Raw genomic sequence first — 18,969 nt, 5'->3', positions numbered from 1 at the left:
ATCAAACGGAAGGATGGATTTTTCATATAGAAACTACAACTTTAGTATGAATATGTTATCTCCAATTATTTTTTATTTCCGCTATAACAATTTCTAGTTTATCCCAGTGCAACATGTGTGTAGTATCAGGAATTACTTTTACTATACTGTCCGTTTTCTCTTTAAAAACATTTGCTGTCTTATCTCTATAATCCGCCCAAACTTGTGGGACTGTAGCTCGAAGTAATACAATATTAGCCGGTAGCTTCTCATATATATCTATTGTTTCATCTTTATGCATACCTCTTATTATATTACTAGCTGTATTTCCCCTGGCATGCCACCATACTTTATTATCCATTTCGATCCCTAGATCCTTTACAGCAACTTCTAACAATGAAGACCACCTAGTATAAGCTGCTTTTTCACTTTTGAAAAATTCGTCCCAATTATTAAAAACGTATTCATCAAAGTCCTTTTCATAATAAGCAATTTCTTCTTCCAACGTTTCTTCTTTAAGCCTTTTTGTTTGATATCCACCATCAATAAGAATACTTCCTTGTACTTTTTCTGGATGATTTAACAAATAAAATAACGCTACAAAACTTCCCCATGAATGTGATAGAAAATAGAAGTATTCGATTCTCAATTCATTTATTATTTCATTTAACCAATTTGCTAAATTGTGCATCTCATAATCTTCTGTTCTTTCAAATGGGGGTGTTTTACCATGTCCAGGTGCATCAACGGAGATAAATCTATACTCTTCTTTTAATTCCTCAGCAATTTCTATAAAACTTAAACTCGTACTACCTAATCCATGTAAACAAAAGATAACGGGCTTCTCATTATTCCCCCATTCAGTAATATGTACATTTATTTTTTCATTGCTAATATAGTAACGTTTCAAGACATTTATCCTCCATATTTTGATTTTTTAATTTACACTTTATTTATTTCTATTATTTTCAAGTATTTCCTGTATTCTTTTCCACACAAAAAGCTGCTTTTCTTTAAATGAAAAGCAGCTTTTACACTAAAATATATTATAATTTAACAGCAATAATCATAAATCTTTTTGAATTAGTACGAATTCCTTTTTCAGAACTATACGTATCAATGAACTTTTGTAAAATAGTAAAATCCTCTTCCTGTTCTCCGAATCTAGGAATAGTAGGGGTATGTTTTAATAAGAAAATGAGATCTTCAGACCTACTGTAATAATCAGTAACATCATATTCACGTACTTGCACGAGATCAAATCCTGCACTAATAAGTTCATTCATATACTTTTCTTTTAAAGTACCATCCCGTTCACCTAAGCATTGTCCTCTACCAAATGCTTCTTTCAGGTTTAATTTATCATTCTCACTTACTTGTTATGTTAAGAAAAAGGCACCCTTTTTCATTACTTTCGCTAACTCAGATGCCAGAAACGGGGCATGACAACTTGAAGCAATATCAAAATGTGCATGTGGAAATGTTAAAGCTTCAGAACCCATTTGAAGAAACTCAACATTTTGTACACCTGATTTTTTCAAGTTAGAATGTGCCGTTGCAATCATGCCGTTAGAATTATCAATTCCAATCAACAATTTAGCTGATGATGCTATGTTAAGTACATTTTCTCCTCCGCCTGTACCAACATCAAGTAGAGTGTCTGATGGTTTACATCTTTCTTTCACTTCTCCATAAAAGTCCCATATATCTCCTACAGTTTCACATTTTATTTTACTAAAATCCCATCCATTTAATCTTCCTACTTTATCATAGAAGCTTTTATACTCTAATTCGTTCATCTTATTAATTCCCCTTTGTAAAAATAAATTAAATATGTATTATAACCTGCAACACTGTTTAATTATATATTATAAAATAAAAATTATTAAAACAACATTTCACTTCGTACTACATTAAGTTTACATAACAATTTTATAGTTTATCTTTAACTATATGTTCTAAATGTCCTCTTCCCCAACTACACATACTATCCAAAACAGTACTGACTGTTTTTCCATGTTCAGTTAAGCTATATTCTACTTTAGGTGGTATTTCTTGATAAATTTCGCGTTTTATTAGTTGATCTTGCTCTAATTCACGTAATTGCTTTGCTAACGTCCCTTGAGATATATCTGGTATTAATTTCTTTAATTCACCAAAACGTTTCGTTCCATCTGTTAGCAAAATAAATAAAATGAGTGGCTTCCATTTCCCACCGATTATTTGTAATGTTGCTATTACTCCTTTTAACTTCGGTTCTTGTAAATCCATTTTTCTCACCTCTCCTCAGATATCATAAAGTGAAACTTTAATCAGTGGGGGTTTTGTTCATCCCACACTGATTATTAGTTGAACCAATCGGTCTTTTACGGGATAAACCATATTTAGAAATTTTCCCTATTACTTATCCGCATGTATAGCAATTAGTACGAAATTTGCGACTATGTACATATAAAGTGCGTACTTTTCACTTGCTCCCTTTTAGCGAATAATAAAAGCATAGCACAGTTAGTTATATTCTAAATTTTTTATTAAAGGAGTGGCTAAAATATGTCTATTACTACATTAAAAGATAGTCGTATCGTTATCATTGGCGGGAGCTCTGGTATTGGACACGCAACAGCAACACAAGCAATTAAACAAGGCGCACATGTTATTATTGCCGGACGCTCGGAAGAAAAATTAAAAGTTGCTCGAGAAGTAATAAATAACAATCATCTTCAAACTTATATATTGGATAATCAAAATAAAGAGCAATTACAAAATTTTTTCAAGACAGTTGGGAACTTTGATCATTTATTCACACCGGGAGCCTCTTACACACTTGGACCAATTACCTCTACAGAGGAAATTGCTGAAAGTAGCTTCATCGGAAAGTTTTGGCCTCAATATTATGCCGTAAAATATGCAATTCCTTTTCTTTCAAACTCTGGATCGATTGTGTTAATGTCTGGTGCATTTAGTCAAAGACCACTTAAAGGCGCACCTGCTTATGGAGCTTGCAATGGTGCTATTGAAAGTTTAGGGAAAGCTTTAGCTGTTGAATTAGCTCCTATTAGAGTTAATGTTGTTTCTCCTGGAACAATACAAAGAGAAAATGAACAAAATGAAAATAGACTAGTTGCTTACGAAGCTTATAAATCTCTTTCACTTGTACAACGAGCTGGATATAATGATGAAATTGCACATACTGTCCTATATTTAATGCAAAATAGTTTTACTACGGGTAATGTATTATTTCCTGATGGAGGGTACACATATCATTAATTATTAAAAATTTAATGCCTCCTTGTATTAACTAGTATTAAGGAGGCTATTATTAACTAAAAAAGGGATATATTAATGTAGGATCTTCTTTCAAAAGTTCTGCTAACAACAATAATTGCGGAAAAGGTCATAAGATTAACTCTTTATCCAGCACCCCCTTTTGTTCTCGAATCATTCCGCCTCCTCGCATAAAAACCGCCCTAATTTCTATTCCCTACAATTTTATATAAAATCAATATTATAAAGTAGGATTCAACAACTTCTTACAGAATTCTATATTTAATACATATTGGACGGATTATTTTCAAATTCCTCTATAAAAAAGGGAGGTCATACAATTGTGAAATTTGTACAAGAACGAAGATTAACTGTCAAGACAACTTTTTCAAAAGAATACAAGATTTTTATTTTTGGTTTACTCATTTCACGAATCGGGGATTCACTATATACTTTTGCAATGCCTTGGATTGCCTATCAATTAACTGGTTCAGCTGTAATTATGAGTTCTTTATTTGCTGTAAACGTATTGCCAATCGTTTTATTTGGCCCTTTAGTTGGTGTACTATAGGAGCGCTTGGGTTAACATTTGCTTTGTGGAGTACATATTGGCTTGCTCCCGGAATTGCTTTCGGTATCGCGATGACATGTAATATCACATGGAATACGATTGTTACATCAATTCGGCAGGAAACTGTTCCATCCAATTTGCAAGGACGTGTTTTAGGTTTTTCGCTTGTACTTACACGATTATCTATGCCATTGGGAGCATTAGTAGGTGGAATTATTTCAGCCTACAATCCTGTATTTATATTTGCTTTAGCTGCTTTTACTAAAATAATTGAAGTCTTTATTGCCTTATGTAGTCCGATACGAAAACTGTAAAGAGGAAAAATTATATATTTTGAGATATTAATAAGTAATAAAAAAAGGCATAAAACATGCCTTTTTTTATTACTTATTTGTTTATTGGATAACAAACTTCTGTAACCCACTTATTAGGATCGGATTCCATCGCTGGGCTCACATGATAAATATTAAACATCGGGCCTGCTAATTTGTAACCTTCTGTCTCAATCCATTTTGCCGCAGCCTCATTTACAGCTGTCATCTGTTCATAACTTCCATTAACTGTTATAGAAGCTACATTAGTCGATTCCATATTTTTAAATGTAACGTCTTTTGTATTTTCGTGCTTACCTAGAATACTTAGCTGTATTTCTATATCTACATCATTTTCTTTGTATTCACGATCATGGAAAAACGCAATACTATAACTCGGTTGGGCAATACTAATATTTTTCATTTGAATTTCTTGCATTAATACACTCCATAAATCACCTTCGCAATTATACGATGGAATAATCTTTCTAACACTAGCTACAGTTCTTTCTGGAATTTCTTTTATTGAAACATGATAATTCATCTCAACAACATCCTCTCTCATCGTTTTCATTGAATCTTCGAGGAGACGTAATTGTTTTTGGAGGTTATTCATGTCTTCTTTAATTTGAGCACTACGATTTAAAAATTGCTCTTTTATGGTATCTATATTATCGCATTCTATTATTTCTTTGATGGTAGCAATATTAAACCCCATAGCTTTTAACGTTTGAATTTGATTTACTTTTTTAATTGGTCTGCTGAATAAAATCGATATCCACTCTGCTCATCGACTTTTACTGGTTGTAGTAATTCCACTTTATCGTAGTGTCTCAACATTCGTATACTAATGGAAGATAGTTTTGAAAAATCCCCTATTTTAAACATGATTTCCTCCTATAAGTTACATCTACTTTGAAGCTCAACTTTATCTTAAACAATGACATTGTGTGAGGGTCAACTGTTTATAACGTTTGAATTATATTTCTTTAATTATTTACCCTTATACACTCTTCTGTCTTATGCCTATAAAGATTGATAATAATCCGTTCACAGCTAATAAAATTACTATAATACTTGTAAGTAAACCTACATCTGCCGCAAATATTTTTAAAGTACGCCATGGTGAGCTTGTACAATAAGTAAGAAGTGGGATGAAAATAATAGATAATAGTAGGAATAGAGCCCCTACGAATAACCAAGTTAATTTTTTTACAGTTTCCTTATGTTTATATTTTTTAATTAACATAGTTGATGAAATGAAAAGCGCGAGTATAACTGTAGACATAACAATTTGTGTAAATGGTATGCTTTTATGGGGATCAACCGGTTCTTCTTCATTCAAAATATTAATAATCCCCTTTTTTAATACTGAAAGTGCTGGTTCTTCTAATACATGATTTTTATTTGTTAAAATCACACCACCCCAGCCACTTTTATTTAAAGTAAATATTTCTGTACGAGCATCGGGCGTTGATCCTGAATGCCAAATCATCGTTTCGCTTTCATTTATACTTGTTGTTCTTAATCCAAAACCATAGCTTTTTTCTGAATTTATGTTATAAAGTGGTGTAAGATAAAGGTCGATGTTTTCTTTCTTTAAAAATTGAGTATCTTCTTGTCGATTCAAAAACATAATAAATTGAATCATATCTTCCAAATTTGCGGTAATATAACCATACGGTGCCCCGGCATTATCATAGGATACTACACTTTTTCTTGGTATGCCAAACCATGACTGATAACCTGTTAAATAGCCTTTTTCATATGCAGTTTCTTTACTTGCTGCCGCACCATTCATATTCAATAGCTGAAAAACATGTTTTTCCATATATGAGGAATATGTATCATTTGTAATTTCCTCAATAAGTGCACCTAAAACAATATAATTCGCATTACTATATTGATATTTTTCTCCTGGTAGAGCAGTTAATTTTACATTTGAAAGTCTCATTACATTTTCTTTTAATGCTGTAGAACTTTTGGATTGCTTATCTGATATTAATAAGCCTTCATATGTGTTTATTCCGCTTGTATGAGTTAAAAGGTGTTGGATTGTTATAGATGAGGATATTTGAGAATCTTTTAGTTTAAACCAAGGAAGATGTTGTTGAACTGAATCCTCTAATTTTATCTTTTTGTCTTCTATTAATTTCACTATAGCTAAAGCTGTTAAAGATTTGCTTATTGAGCCGATTGCAAATGGTGTTTTACTAGTTATTTTTTTTTCAGATTCCCCAGTAATCCCCCACGTTTTAGTGAAGAATACATCTTTATTATGTACAATTGCAACAGCAGCCCCTGGAATATTCTGTTCCTTTATAAATTTTTCAATATACTTATCTAAAGTAGCTTTAATATCTTGCTGAGCATATGCTTTTGGATAAATGATACATAATACTATTACATTACAAAGAATATAGATTTGAAATAGTTTATAGATAGTTTTCTTCATTATACTTTAGATAGCTTTCTTTTTTTATAACTTACTAAGCTAATAAACACTACTACAGAGAGCATAAAGCTAATCATTATTAATAAAACGTTCCACCATTGATTCTCTGATATGCGATATAAAATATTATAATTAAATGTATTTTTGCTATTAGTTGAATTAAATGATTCAGTTAAAAATATTGAAAATGTAGTTTGCGAGATGAGGTAAGTAATAATTGCGATGAATATGCCACGTAAGATAAATGTTTTGAATTTTCCTTTTTCATTTTGAAGTTGTTTCATTTTAACTTGTAAATCAATTTCATTTATTTCTATAAAATCTTTAACAAATAATTGAGGGGTACCTAAACCATCTATACTGTCTTCACCATGTTCATGACACTCTTGAATATGTTCTAATATTTGTCTCTTAATATTTTCCCTTTCTTCTAAACTAATATCGTATTGCTTTAATTCCTTAAGTACGTCTCTTAAAAATTGCTTTTCTTTACCTATCAATTTATTCCTCATTTCAGAAGGTCTCCTTTCAAACCGCTTTTTAATAATGTTTGAATGTCCAATTGCAATTCTAACCACTCATTAATTTTCTTCTCAAGACGTATTTTCCCATTTTCATTAATTTTATAATAAATCCTCACTTTACCACTGTCTGTTACCTCTTGATAAGTGTTAACCCACTCTTGATTTTTCAACTTAGTTAAAATAGGATAAATACTTCCTACTCCTTTCAATTTTAAATTGTTTATTTCAAGTTCTTTCATGATCTCATAACCATAACTTTTCTTTTTCGACAAAATAGATAATACACACATTTCTAAATGACCTTTAATTAAACTTGTTCTATCCATAGGATAAATTTAACAGAAATATATACTTCATTCAAGTATATATTTCTGTTAAATTAAAAAAATCAGACAATGCAAAATAGATTAATAAACAAAAACATATCACTTACGAACCATTTTAAACCTTAATTCTCGCTTTTATAATATAATAATTACATAATATATTAATCGTTTATCACTATTTGTTTTGTATCTCTCCTTCCATATTACTTCTTTTCTTATTGAAAAATATTGTATGGAGACATAAAAATACTAAAAGATCCAATTTCTTAATTTTGATATTAAGAAATTGGATCTTCTTTCATTACCTTGTATTAATCATACTGCGCTAATATATACATTATAAAGAATATATGTGTTATTAATTTATGTTAATAACACATATATTAATAAAATTTACTGATTACTCTCAAGACATTCATAAACCGCCATCATATCTCGTTTATCCAACTCACGAATACGATTAAAAATTGGTATTTGCTCAACAGCTTCTGTTAATAAGCTTTCATTCACAACATCACTTACTTTTCCAGTTAACCACGTTTGTACATCCACGCCCTCGACAACTTCTTTTAACCCTTCGTCATTAATACCACTTGCATTACAAGTTACACATGGAATTGTTAGTTTAAAGACACCATCATGTAGATTATCTTCGGTTATCACTTTCTTACCTTTACAAAATGGACATGGATTACTTTTTTTAATTTTATTAATTTGGGTAACTAATTTTTTGTATCCAAACGCTTCGTATACATACGTAAGTTTTTTATATTTACCATTTGTGAAATACTTATCTATAATGGTTTCTCTCGTTTCATAAACATTAGGGAAATCACAAACAGTTACCTGATTATTAACACTAATGGATTCGATATTTCCTTTTATTTCGCTCCAGAATGGTAAGACATTTTGTAACACCATTTCATAGTTTGAAAAGCTTGCTTGTTCTAATTCAAACATTTTCAATGCAACTTGTGCTTTTCTTGGCAATAAAGAAACATCTTCCGTCAATACCATATCGCCACCAACAAGAGACTTCAATTTAACAAGTGCCGGTAAATCACCAACTATTTTCAATACTTTATTAATAGGCTGATTGATTATTTCACGAATATCTACGTTACCAAATTTAAGTGGTTTATGATGATTTAAAACCGTCCCCTCACAAATTGGACATTTCATCATTTTTTTTGAACTCTTAATTTCTTCTTTAATAGGTGCTTTTGAAATAACAATATATCCACCAATAATTGTATTAAACCCTACCCATGTTCTGCGTGTCTTTCCTTTTTTATCATAAAATGATTTTTCAAAATACCCGTACCAAAACGTATGCTTTTCTTCTTCTGACATATCATTATAGCTCTTTGACAAATCGTGACCAAGCTCATTTTTTATTTCTTCGAATAGAAATTCTATTTTTTCATGCTGATAAAATTTTAATACTTTCATGATTTCTGGATCGAATAGCCCATCCCAAAATGGAACACTTTTATCTTGAATGGCAATATCTTTATCAAAAACTTCAATTTGAAGACGTCCAGAACAAGATGGACAATGATTGTCCTGTGAATAGAAATCAAAACTTCTCGTATCTTTATTAATTGGATGAGCAGCTACAATATGATTAATTAATCCACCAATCTCATATAAGAAACTATATTGACTATATAAATGTCTTTCAAGATCAATAGCAATAACAGGTGCGATTGTATTAGATTCATATTCACCATAAATTAACCTAGCCATTGATGATAAACTTTTTAAAATACCGCCCTTATAAATATTTTCGGCATTTTTAAAATAGTTAATATGATTTTCTTCTAAATAGTGAACCCCTTTTTTCTGCTTAAGCATTGAAGAGATGTGTATTTTCTCTGTACTATTCACATTACTTTTTTGACGATAGTAATCCTCATGATTGACAACATCCAAATGCTCTATAGATTCATTCTGCCTTTTTCCAAAATCAACTATATAATCAGAGCTTTCTAACATGTAACGATTATGCTCAATCATAATGATCGAAACTGATTCATCTTGTAGAATACCTCTAATACTATCGATAAATTGATTTAAAATATTTTGTGATAAACCTTTTGAAGGCTCATCAAAAATAAATAATGTATGTGGATTTCTAGTGTTTGCAAATAATTCCGAAACTAAATGAACACATTGAAACTCACCTGTCGATAATGTTTGTGTTTTTCTCTCTAATGTTAAATAGCCAAGCCCTAATTTAATTAGTAGGCTCAAACGTTTATAAGCGATATCTTCATTTGGAAGTTCATCAATAATATCCTCAATCGAGCGCTCAAAAATATCATCAATGTCCTCACTATACTTTGTCAGTTTCTTTTTAATATCTAGGAAAGTTGCTACAGTTGATCGACTTGTAATTGATTGATTTCGGTCTTGTCCTACCATAACTAATTTATCTTTTGGATATCGTTTCAAAAAATCTGTAGCTAGACATTCGTTGACAAGTGTAGATTTCCCACATCCTGATTCTCCTGTAACTGTTACAAGCCTGTTTTTAGGAATTTGAAACTCAGCCATTTGGATATTACGGCAATATAAATCATAGAATGTATAATATTCTGTTGGTATTTCTTTATTTCGATCCCACAGTATTGACTTTGGTCTTGGTGATTCTTCCACAATTTTCCCGCCATATTTTCCGCTACCAGGTCCAAAGAACAATTGCTCATCAGTTGTATCTAGTACTGTATCTGAATGATCAATAAGCCAAATTTGATTTTTACACCCTAATCGTTTAATCTCTTCTAAAATTTGTAATAAAGTTTCATGATCAAGTCCAACTGAAATCTCATCAATAATAATTACAGCATTTTCACTTACTGCCATGAATTCGGCCAAATAAAGTCGTGTTAACTCTCCACCTGATAACGTACCCATAATTCGATTTAATGTTAAATAACCAATGTTCATATTAATAATATTTTGCAGTATATGCTGTTTTTCTTCACTAATATTTAACTCTTTTGCTAGTGAAAGAATAGATTCAATACTTAAATCATTAATATTTGAGATTGAATGTGGCTTGTCCAACAAATCAATTTCATGTTGTTCAATTTCTTCACTATAACGTTTTCCCTTACATTTTTTACACTCAACATTTTTTGTAGTACCACGACCTTTACAACCAGTACACCAGCCTAATTGATTATTAAATGAAAAGACCTCTGGAGAAAGATTAAATACCTCAGCAAGTTTTTCCCGAACCTCTGTAAAAACACCAGTATGAGTACCAATCGTTGAACGCGGATTAGACGAAATCGATGATTTTCCTAGAAAAAGTACTAATGGCATTTCTTCCATCTTAATAGCACTAAAATTTGTTTCCATAATGTTAGGAAATAAATATTGATATTCAGCCTTTGGTAATAAAGAAACTAATCGTTTTTTTGACTCTTCACCAATTGTTTGGCAAAAAGTTGTTTTACCCGATCCAGATAACCCAGCAATTCCAAACGATTTATTAAACGGTATAGTTGCATCTAATTTATTTATGTTATTAGCAATTAATTGATTTACTTTCATATTAACCTCTATTCTTATTTATTCACAAAAGCATTTTTAAAATATAATAATTACATAATGAATATTACCTATTATGCAATTATCCTCTCACTTCATGAATCTTATCCTTGTATATTTCAAACCACTGTTGCCATTCATCTTTAGAAAATTCTTTCTCTTCTCCTTCTAAAACAGAAGAAAAAAGATTTAAACAAATATGCCAACCAGCTATATCTCTCGGTGTATGATCTGTTAATTCATTAATGTACTCTTTAAGGAATAAAAGAGTACTATTTTCCTCTTTATGTATTTCAAATCGGACACGGTCTTTATCCCAAGTAAATTCAAGTACTGAGTTTAGTTGACACTCTAAAATATCAATGTTTATGAATGAACCGTCCATCATGTCGAACTTTATTATTCCACCAGTTTTAAGGCTTTCAATCTGTAAATTGGACATCCATTTTTTCAGCTTACTGTTTTCTGTTAATACAGACCAAACTTCCTCTACCGTATATGGAAATTCGCGTTCAAATTTTACTATATATCCACCAGTTAGTTTCCCAATTTCAGCTATCATTTTGATTGCCTCCTTATATAGAATATATGTTCTCATTTTATTTTACACGAATATAAATATAAAATAAATATTTATGTCAACGAAGTGTTAATTTAAAGTGAATGACGCTGAGAAAAACTTAAATATTTTCTAAATCGAGTTATATAGTATTGAAAATTAAATATAGATTTACGTACAAATAAAAAAGCCGCATTTGCGACTTATGAAATCATAGGATTAACTCCTTTTTTGGTTGAATGATTAGCGCTTAATCGCATCGACAATTAGCGATGGAAAACCAAGTTTATCGCCTTTATTTCTAGAATCATACCTTTTCGAACGGAAAATAACACCGTCGTTTGCATCCCATTCGTTGTAATAAAACTGACCATTTTCATCACAATATTCAAGTAAAACTACTTCGAATCCAGCAGTTTCAAACATTTTCGTTAATGTTTTATAATTATGAACGATTTTATGACTTGCTGCTGGATGATCTTTCGGACCGGGTCCCCCTATTTGAACTATATTTTGATATACCTCATCCTGAAAGAATGCATCAGGGACTCCGCACCGAATGTAAGTTAAGTTCATCTTCTTGCGTTTGAATCCAGCCTGGATTATTATTAAACACTCCAGCTCCGACAACTACTTTAATTTCGTCTTGTTTTATTGCCACCATGTTCACCTCTTAAACATTTTAATTCATTAATATATTCTATGTTTACTATTATCCTTCCTCCTTCAACAAATGTAGTAACATGAGTCCAGTACAATACCGAACTCATGCCCTAAAAACTCTCTAACGCAACAATCTGTCTAACTCTATAAAATTAGTTCATAATATACGATTTTTCTTACAGAAATATAGCACACCAAACATTAGCATAATACCAATTACGTAAAAAATTGTTGTTCCGCTCCCACCAGTATTAGGAATTACCCAATTATGCTTCGCATTTTTCACTGTTATTTTTTGTGTCTTTACTGCTTCTGTAATTTCTATTTCTATTGGATCTCTAAGTAACATGTATCCGTTCGGTGCTTTTATTTCTTTAATCGTATACTTTCCAATTGCTAATTGGTTGGAAATTACCTTTCCTTTTTCATCCGTTATTAATCTACTAACTTCTTTCCCTTCTTTATCTAACACTTGAAATACAGCGCCTTTTAGCTTTAATTCACTATCCTTATCATCAACTTTTTCAATTTCAAATTGCCCAGTCGGATCGGGCAATTTCTTATTTTCTATTTTAATTTCTACTACTGTATCTTTTTCTATTTTTACAGCTATTTTATCTTTTAATAATTCATAACCTTTAGGTGCCTCTATTTCCACTAGGGTATAGTTTCCTATTGGTAAGTCCTTTGATATCATTTCTCCTTTTTCATCTGTTATTAACTCTCCAACTACTTTTCCTTTTGCATCTTCTATATGAAACTTTGCCCCTGCTAGTTTTTTATTTTTATCACTTATGTCTACTTTCACAAGCTTCATTTTCCCCATTGGATCTGGCAATTTCTTATTTCCTATTTTAATTTCTGCTACTGCATCTTTTTCTATTTTTACAGTTATTTTATCCTTTAATAATTCATAACCTTTAGGCGCTTCTACTTCCACTAAGGTATAGTTTCCTTTTGGTAAGTCTTTTGATATCGCTTCTCCTTCTTCATTTGTTACTAGTTCTCCAACTACTTTTTTATTTGAATCTTCTATATGAAACTTTGCTCCGACCAATTTTTTATTATCATTATTACTATCAACTTTTTTTATTTTTACTTTTCCAGTACTAGGCTTGTTCCAATGTTGCCAGTTAAATTTGAAATTGTGAAATTCAAATCCACCAGTTTGTTGTACCGCGCCGACAAATGCTTGTCCATTAATCGAGCCGCCTTTTGTTTCTAATACAGCATTTGGGGCAAACACACTCCCAACGACACCATATCCCTCTGTTGTAATTTTTTTCGCATTTGGAAAAACCCAAATCACTTTCCCGTATAGCTCAGTAAACGGGGAATTAGGAGAATATGGTTGTGATGTAGGAACTATATCTGTAGCCCTTCCAATATTGTTCGTGTCATATAGAATAGAGCCATTTTTAAATGTAACCTCTGTTGCATCCGAATACATAACAATAAAATCTTTGTCCTTAGCACTCGGTAAAAATACATCTCTTATATCTAAATTAATTTTCCCTGTCAATTCTGATGAAACATAAATATTAGGATTGTTTATATCTTTTCCGATTCCATGACTCATATTTGGAATTGGGGTATTCGTTTTATATTGACCTGCATTTTTACTGACTTGGTTCACTATATTGCGAAATTCATTAAATTTCGCGTCAATTTCTAGTTGTTCTTTATAAACGATACGATCATAAGAAGATTGTATGATGCGATCTGGATCACTCTCTTTTGTCATTACAACCATTCCGTTTTGAATGATAAAAGATTCTTCTCTTGATTTCTTAAATTTTCCAGACAATAACAAGGACGGATATCCCTCATCAACCCATTTTTCACCTACTATATTAGATGTTCCCGCTGCAGCACCTACAATCGTATACCCCGATGCATCCATATCACCTTGAACTGCGATTGCTCCTTCAATGTCACCACCTATTGCTTTATGGTTGCCAAAGACAACAGCATTATAACGCGATATATCACCTAGACTTTCTAGGTTTGTCGTGGATCCATATGCTTCTTTGGGTACATATACGACAAAACTTACACTTAACATTAACAAAACAATAAAATGAATACTTACCAGCTTTAATCGTAGCCTCAATTCCTTTGTTCCCACCTTTACCGTATTTTTTCTATAGTCGAATAAAATGAAATTTTTATTAATGATGATTTACTTCAATCCCCTATATACCTTCTTTACTTATCTCTGAATTTCCGGTCCCACTTCCCATTAATGCAGGATAAATAAATACATTCTATCGAGTAAACCTTTTCTTATAAATTACGACTAGAAACACACATAACAATAGGAGTGGAACTATTACAGTCCACTTATTAAACATAAATATCTCTGTACTCACTTTTTGTTTTTCTTTCTCGTTTAACTCCACACGCTCACCTCGAACTAGCAATCTATTGGTGTTTACTCCATAAGGCGTACACGTAATTAAAGTTGTATAATCTTTATTTTCTACAATTTGTAGATCTTCCATTTCGTGTGGTAACACTACTTTAATTTGATCTACTTTATAAGCAAGAACTTTGTCTAAAGAATAAATATAAAAAAGATCTCCTTCACTCAACTTATCTAAATCTGTAAATAATTTTGCTGATGGTAAACCACGATGCCCTGTTAAAATAGTGTGCGTATTTTCTCCACCTACCGGGAGCGAAGAAAAATCTAAATGACCTATCCCGCGACTCAATACTTCCTCAGATGTCCCTTGATAGATTGGCAGTTTTATATTAATTTTCGATATTTCAATATACCCCATTACATCTCCTAAATTTAACGCATCAGCATACGCTTGATGATTACTTTTTTTTTCAGAAAATGGATCTGTAAATGTTTTCGCAGAAGTTTGAACTTGTTTATTATATTCGGCTGCTTCTTTTTCCCTACGTTCGACTTCTTTCTTTTGTAATGCTTTAATCTTCTTATCGTAAGAGCTAATCTCAGAATAATGTGCACGGGTCGCCAACCAATTACTAATAGTAGGATATAAAAAAATACCTAATCCAAATAAGAAAATACCTCCCAAAACAAGATTTCGTTTCATATTTCCACCTCTGTATACGCTTAAATATCGAAAAGAGGAAAGCATTTTGCTTCTCCCCTTTTCATATGGTTACATGTTCCTAAAATCTTAATTTCTAGCAAACTTTTTTCTAAAGAAAACAAATGCCGCTGTAAGCATTAAAGTAAGGCCTATTACAGTAAAAAGAGTCGTTCCTATACCACCCGTTACCGGAAGAATCCATCCACTTTTATTATTTTCAATCGTCAATTTAACCGTTTGATTATTTTCACTAATCTTTACATCAATGGGGTCTTTTAATAATTGATAAGATGCTTTTGTACCATCTTCTTTTGTATATGTTGGTGCTTTCGTTTCAAAAATTTGATAGTCTCCATATGGAATGTTAGACCATTTAATAACACCATTTTCATCTGATACACCTGTTACTGCTTTTCCTGCTACGACAACTATTTTTCCATTATTATCTTTAAGTACAAACTCTGCACCTTTTAATTTATTTTTATTAGCACCATCAATTTTTGTTAACTCAATTATTCCAGTTGTCGGAATAACAACTACGGGTTTAGATTCCTTTTCTCCCATTACATCATTTTTATTTGTAAAATGTATTTTTGCTGTATTTAAAATTTCCGAACCAGATGGTACTCCTTCTTTTACTTGGGATTTAATTTGCAAATGAAATTCTTTTTTACCATCTAATTTTGTGAAATCTTTTACTGTAGCTGTTACTTTTTGCCCTTCTATAGCTACCTCAACAACGTTTGCATTTACTTCTGCTCCATCAATTTTCACGATTGGCTTTCCTTGAATCACTAAACGATTGTCCAAAGTATCTGTTACCACATATTTTTTGTATTCCTTAATGTCTTCTGGAATTAATGTTTTAATATCATAATTATAATTAGTTAACGGATTGATTGGTAACGCTTCCAATTTTCCATTAATCTTTTTATCAATTGTTGGTTCTTCATAGTTTTTCACTTCTAATTTAACTACTGTACCAGAAGTAATAGTTCCATCTTCATTAATTGTTCCGGAGTTCTTAACAAAAAACTCACGTTTAGTTGGATCTATTACATAGCCTTTCAGAGCTTTTGTTTCTTGGAAATAGTATTCTCCATACTCCAATCCTTGCACTCGAATATGACCATTAGCATCTGTTGCTAACTCTTTTTTCACTTCTGTACCGTCTTTTTTAAATAAAGAGAATACTGCACCTGCTAATGCTTTTTCATTTACACCAGTTTTTATTAAATCCACTGCACCACGTTTAATCTCATTTTTGGGATACATGTGAACATCATAGTTTAGCACCTTACCCTCTTTATTCGTTAATGGGATATCCACTGTATACGTATTGGGGTTTAGATTAACATGTGGAGGTCCTGCCACTTCTTTCACCTCATAACGTCCTAGCGGAAGATCTTTTAATACAGCTTGTCCGTTATCGTCTGTTACTACTTGATTTGGAGTGGCTCCCATTACAGGTTGTACGTCTTCTTTTACGATTTTCCCATCGTTTGAAATTTTTTCAAAAGAAGCAACCCTTTTCACTTCAAACGTTACACCTTTTAATGGTTTCACATCTTTTGGCACCTCTTGATTTGCAGAACCGTCACCTTCTAGTCCCTGCGCTCCATCTTTTTCTTGTTCATACTTATGAATCGTTAAAGTACCTTTAGATGGTGAATCTGCCTTTACTAATACACTAGACCATGTAGAAAATGTTAAGAATAACACTAAAAACACACTAAATATTTTTTTCATTTCTCTTATCCCCTTTACTACTTCTATCATTTTAAAAATTTCTTTATTACTATTACCTTCTTACAAGCAATAGTGTGCCAAGTATTAGATTTAAACAAATAACATAAAACATAGCCGTCCAACAATCCATTGTTTACAATCACTTATTCACTTTTCTTATCTTCTATTATTACGTCGTCTCTCCACATGATATATGTAATTCCCCCCTAAATTACACTTATATCTCTACTTCAAAAATCATTACATTTGTTACATAATAGCTTGCACTGCTAATTTCGACTAATCACTTACTGTCAATCCATTCATTTCTCCCTTCCTATCCCTCTTTAAAATCCAATCTTAATCATTTTTTGATACATATAAGTAATAACCAACAAATAAGTGTGACGATTGATATTTTACGCTACTGTTCAAAACTATTACCTGTATATTCAAATAATATGTGCTATCCATGTTAAATTATGGTATTATTCTTAGAAGTTTATAACTTTTATTTATATTTTTTTATTAATAAAAGTTTTCCGTTTCTACTTATGAAAAAAGGAATATATGTTTATTTAACTATGACGCATAACTGTAAGGAGGAAGAATATGACTAAAAAGCTCAGTCTAGTTGAGATAGAGTACATTTGCAATATGTTTTTCCAATCTTTTGAAATTCCAGTTTGTTTTTTAGATTGTAACAAAAATATTCTTTTAGAATTCTCATCAAAAAATGATTCACACTCGTTGTATACATCAAAAATAGAACAGTTACATGTGCTTTTTCAGAGAAATGATACATATAATTCCCCCATCTTCAGAACTCACGAACATCTAGGGCACTTTATTTTAATTCACATAAAGAGCGATTATATGGTGAACGGTACTGTTATTATTGGGCCCTTGGCACATGTAAATTTTTCTACAAGTAAAGCGGATAGTAACCTTAATTTTATTCCAAATTATAAAAGAACAAGAGACCATTATTTTTCATTGTCAGTCAAAGATCAAAATTTTTTTGTAAATATAGCAATATTGTTCTATAACATTCTCTATAAAAAAAATTCAGATGTAAGTACCTTTTCAAATAACAGTGACTCACTTCATATAAGTCATAGCAGAATCTTAAACGAAGATGTATATATTTCAATGCAAAAAGACGAATCCATTTATCATAATTTATATATAGAGCAGCAACTACTTGGGTCTATAGAAAACGGGGATAAAGAAACCGTACTCAAATATTATTACGAATTCCAACAAGAGACTCTTTCATCTTTATCTTCATTCCATCAATTAAGACGTCATAAAAACATTTGTATTTCATCCATCACGCTCGCAACTAGATATGCGATAAAAGGGGGACTTCCATCTGGGATTGCTTACAAAATTTATGATTTACATATTCAAAGAACAGAAGATTTAAAAGACAAAGAATCTGTTTGGAATTTATTAAAAAATGCTTTTTGCACCTTTGCAGACCGTGTAAAGGCACAAAAAACACAGCAACATTCACAGACTATTGCTATTTGCAAAAACTATATTTTTAAAAATATTTACAATCCAATATCTGTTAAACAACTTGCTAAATTTGCAAATGTGAATTCAGATTATTTATCTATATTATTTAAAAAAGAGGTTGGTATTTCATTAATTGAGTACATTCAACGTGAACGAGTCGAAGAAGCAAAGAAATTATTAACTTTCACCACCTATCCCTTATCAGACATATGCGCTTCGCTTAATTTTAGCGATCAAAGTTATTTTACTAAAATTTTCAAAAAATTCACCAATGAAACACCTGGTAAATATCGAAAATCTCATGTTGTCATTTAGAGTGAAACTTCCATTAAAACAAAATGTTTTCAGTAACTCATCAATGGCAGATTAGAAGCACCCCCAGATTCATGAACTATAGGATTTATGCTTTTTCCAAACCAAAAAACACGTTACT

General features: G+C 31.3%; 12 protein-coding genes and 4 pseudogenes. 3 read left to right on the top strand and 13 right to left on the bottom strand.

The annotated features are described in order from the left end of the window. Positions 1 to 55 precede the first annotated feature (55 nt). The 3 genes and pseudogenes from ACTFN4_RS23250 to ACTFN4_RS23240 form a co-directional block, all read right to left on the bottom strand. Positions 56 to 889 carry an alpha/beta hydrolase gene (locus ACTFN4_RS23250; RefSeq protein ID WP_439962857.1) on the bottom strand — a complete coding sequence of 278 codons (834 nt, stop codon included), beginning with the start codon at positions 887 to 889 and terminating at the stop codon, positions 56 to 58. A 136-nt stretch (positions 890 to 1,025) separates the two neighbouring features. Next, positions 1,026 to 1,778: pseudogene (locus ACTFN4_RS23245) on the bottom strand (class I SAM-dependent methyltransferase). A gap of 133 nt (positions 1,779 to 1,911) precedes the next feature. Further along, complete coding sequence (locus tag ACTFN4_RS23240) at positions 1,912 to 2,250, bottom strand: winged helix-turn-helix transcriptional regulator (RefSeq protein WP_065228872.1); 339 nt, start codon at positions 2,248 to 2,250, stop codon at positions 1,912 to 1,914. 279 nt (positions 2,251 to 2,529) lie between these two features. Here ACTFN4_RS23240 and ACTFN4_RS23235 point away from each other — a divergent pair, with 279 nt between their 5' ends. Together ACTFN4_RS23235 and ACTFN4_RS23230 are read left to right on the top strand one after the other, a co-directional pair. Further along, positions 2,530 to 3,246, top strand: a complete 717-nt coding sequence (locus tag ACTFN4_RS23235; protein ID WP_439962856.1) for an SDR family oxidoreductase — start codon at positions 2,530 to 2,532, stop codon at positions 3,244 to 3,246. 340 nt (positions 3,247 to 3,586) lie between these two features. Further along, positions 3,587 to 4,128, top strand: a pseudogene (locus ACTFN4_RS23230) (hypothetical protein). Between the two features lie 73 nt (positions 4,129 to 4,201). Here ACTFN4_RS23230 and ACTFN4_RS23225 read toward each other — a convergent pair. The 10 genes and pseudogenes from ACTFN4_RS23225 to ACTFN4_RS23180 all read right to left on the bottom strand — a co-directional run bounded on the left by ACTFN4_RS23225 (position 4,202) and on the right by ACTFN4_RS23180 (position 17,033). Further along, positions 4,202 to 5,013 (bottom strand): annotated as a pseudogene (locus ACTFN4_RS23225) (MerR family transcriptional regulator). 115 nt (positions 5,014 to 5,128) lie between these two features. Next, positions 5,129 to 6,580 carry a serine hydrolase domain-containing protein gene (locus ACTFN4_RS23220; RefSeq protein ID WP_439962855.1) on the bottom strand — a complete coding sequence of 484 codons (1,452 nt, stop codon included), beginning with the start codon at positions 6,578 to 6,580 and terminating at the stop codon, positions 5,129 to 5,131. Further along, the gene (locus tag ACTFN4_RS23215; protein WP_439962854.1) at positions 6,580 to 7,092 is read right to left on the bottom strand and encodes a hypothetical protein; all 513 of its coding nucleotides are present in this window, start codon (positions 7,090 to 7,092) and stop codon (positions 6,580 to 6,582) included. The genes ACTFN4_RS23220 and ACTFN4_RS23215 overlap by 1 nt, the downstream gene beginning before the upstream one ends. Next, positions 7,089 to 7,394 (bottom strand): PadR family transcriptional regulator, encoded by a 306-nt coding sequence (locus ACTFN4_RS23210; RefSeq protein WP_439962853.1) that lies wholly within the window; start codon positions 7,392 to 7,394, stop codon positions 7,089 to 7,091. Before ACTFN4_RS23210 ends, ACTFN4_RS23215 begins: the two co-directional genes overlap by 4 nt. Positions 7,395 to 7,823: 429 nt before the next feature. After that, positions 7,824 to 10,994: an ATP-binding cassette domain-containing protein gene (locus tag ACTFN4_RS23205; protein ID WP_439962852.1), complete on the bottom strand. Its 3,171-nt coding sequence runs from the start codon at positions 10,992 to 10,994 to the stop codon at positions 7,824 to 7,826. A 79-nt stretch (positions 10,995 to 11,073) separates the two neighbouring features. Next, positions 11,074 to 11,553 (bottom strand): SRPBCC family protein, encoded by a 480-nt coding sequence (locus tag ACTFN4_RS23200; RefSeq protein ID WP_439962851.1) that lies wholly within the window; start codon positions 11,551 to 11,553, stop codon positions 11,074 to 11,076. Positions 11,554 to 11,793: 240 nt separating this feature from the next. Next, positions 11,794 to 12,214: pseudogene (locus ACTFN4_RS23195) on the bottom strand (class I SAM-dependent methyltransferase). A 156-nt stretch (positions 12,215 to 12,370) separates the two neighbouring features. Beyond that, positions 12,371 to 14,326, bottom strand: coding sequence for an MSCRAMM family protein (locus ACTFN4_RS23190; protein ID WP_439962850.1), 1,956 nt, complete (start codon positions 14,324 to 14,326; stop codon positions 12,371 to 12,373). Positions 14,327 to 14,480: 154 nt separating this feature from the next. Then, positions 14,481 to 15,284, bottom strand: coding sequence for a class C sortase (locus tag ACTFN4_RS23185; protein WP_080470875.1), 804 nt, complete (start codon positions 15,282 to 15,284; stop codon positions 14,481 to 14,483). An 87-nt stretch (positions 15,285 to 15,371) separates the two neighbouring features. Then, positions 15,372 to 17,033 (bottom strand): SpaA isopeptide-forming pilin-related protein, encoded by a 1,662-nt coding sequence (locus ACTFN4_RS23180; protein WP_439962849.1) that lies wholly within the window; start codon positions 17,031 to 17,033, stop codon positions 15,372 to 15,374. A 591-nt stretch (positions 17,034 to 17,624) separates the two neighbouring features. On the opposite strand from ACTFN4_RS23180, the gene ACTFN4_RS23175 reads away from it, so the two are divergent. Next, positions 17,625 to 18,851: a helix-turn-helix domain-containing protein gene (locus ACTFN4_RS23175; protein ID WP_439962848.1), complete on the top strand. Its 1,227-nt coding sequence runs from the start codon at positions 17,625 to 17,627 to the stop codon at positions 18,849 to 18,851. Positions 18,852 to 18,969 lie beyond the last annotated feature (118 nt).

It is taken from the genome of Bacillus cereus group sp. MYBK95-2, from assembly GCF_051915225.1.
Taxonomy (GTDB): domain Bacteria; phylum Bacillota; class Bacilli; order Bacillales; family Bacillaceae_G; genus Bacillus_A; species Bacillus_A cereus.
The sequence above is the reverse complement of the archived record's forward strand: the minus strand, read 5'-3'. Positions and strand labels throughout refer to the sequence as shown.

What these genes read in the sequence shown, in the direction of transcription:
- ACTFN4_RS23240 (WP_065228872.1), bottom strand. Translation starts at nt 2,250, where the DNA reads ATGGATTTACAAGAACCGAAGTTAAAAGGAGTAATAGCAACATTACAA.
- ACTFN4_RS23235 (WP_439962856.1), top strand. Translation starts at nt 2,530, where the DNA reads ATGTCTATTACTACATTAAAAGATAGTCGTATCGTTATCATTGGCGGG.
- ACTFN4_RS23220 (WP_439962855.1), bottom strand. Translation starts at nt 6,580, where the DNA reads ATGAAGAAAACTATCTATAAACTATTTCAAATCTATATTCTTTGTAAT.
- ACTFN4_RS23215 (WP_439962854.1), bottom strand. Translation starts at nt 7,092, where the DNA reads ATGAGGAATAAATTGATAGGTAAAGAAAAGCAATTTTTAAGAGACGTA.
- ACTFN4_RS23210 (WP_439962853.1), bottom strand. Translation starts at nt 7,394, where the DNA reads ATGTGTGTATTATCTATTTTGTCGAAAAAGAAAAGTTATGGTTATGAG.
- ACTFN4_RS23205 (WP_439962852.1), bottom strand. Translation starts at nt 10,994, where the DNA reads ATGAAAGTAAATCAATTAATTGCTAATAACATAAATAAATTAGATGCA.
- ACTFN4_RS23200 (WP_439962851.1), bottom strand. Translation starts at nt 11,553, where the DNA reads ATGATAGCTGAAATTGGGAAACTAACTGGTGGATATATAGTAAAATTT.
- ACTFN4_RS23185 (WP_080470875.1), bottom strand. Translation starts at nt 15,284, where the DNA reads ATGAAACGAAATCTTGTTTTGGGAGGTATTTTCTTATTTGGATTAGGT.
- ACTFN4_RS23180 (WP_439962849.1), bottom strand. Translation starts at nt 17,033, where the DNA reads ATGAAAAAAATATTTAGTGTGTTTTTAGTGTTATTCTTAACATTTTCT.
- ACTFN4_RS23175 (WP_439962848.1), top strand. Translation starts at nt 17,625, where the DNA reads ATGACTAAAAAGCTCAGTCTAGTTGAGATAGAGTACATTTGCAATATG.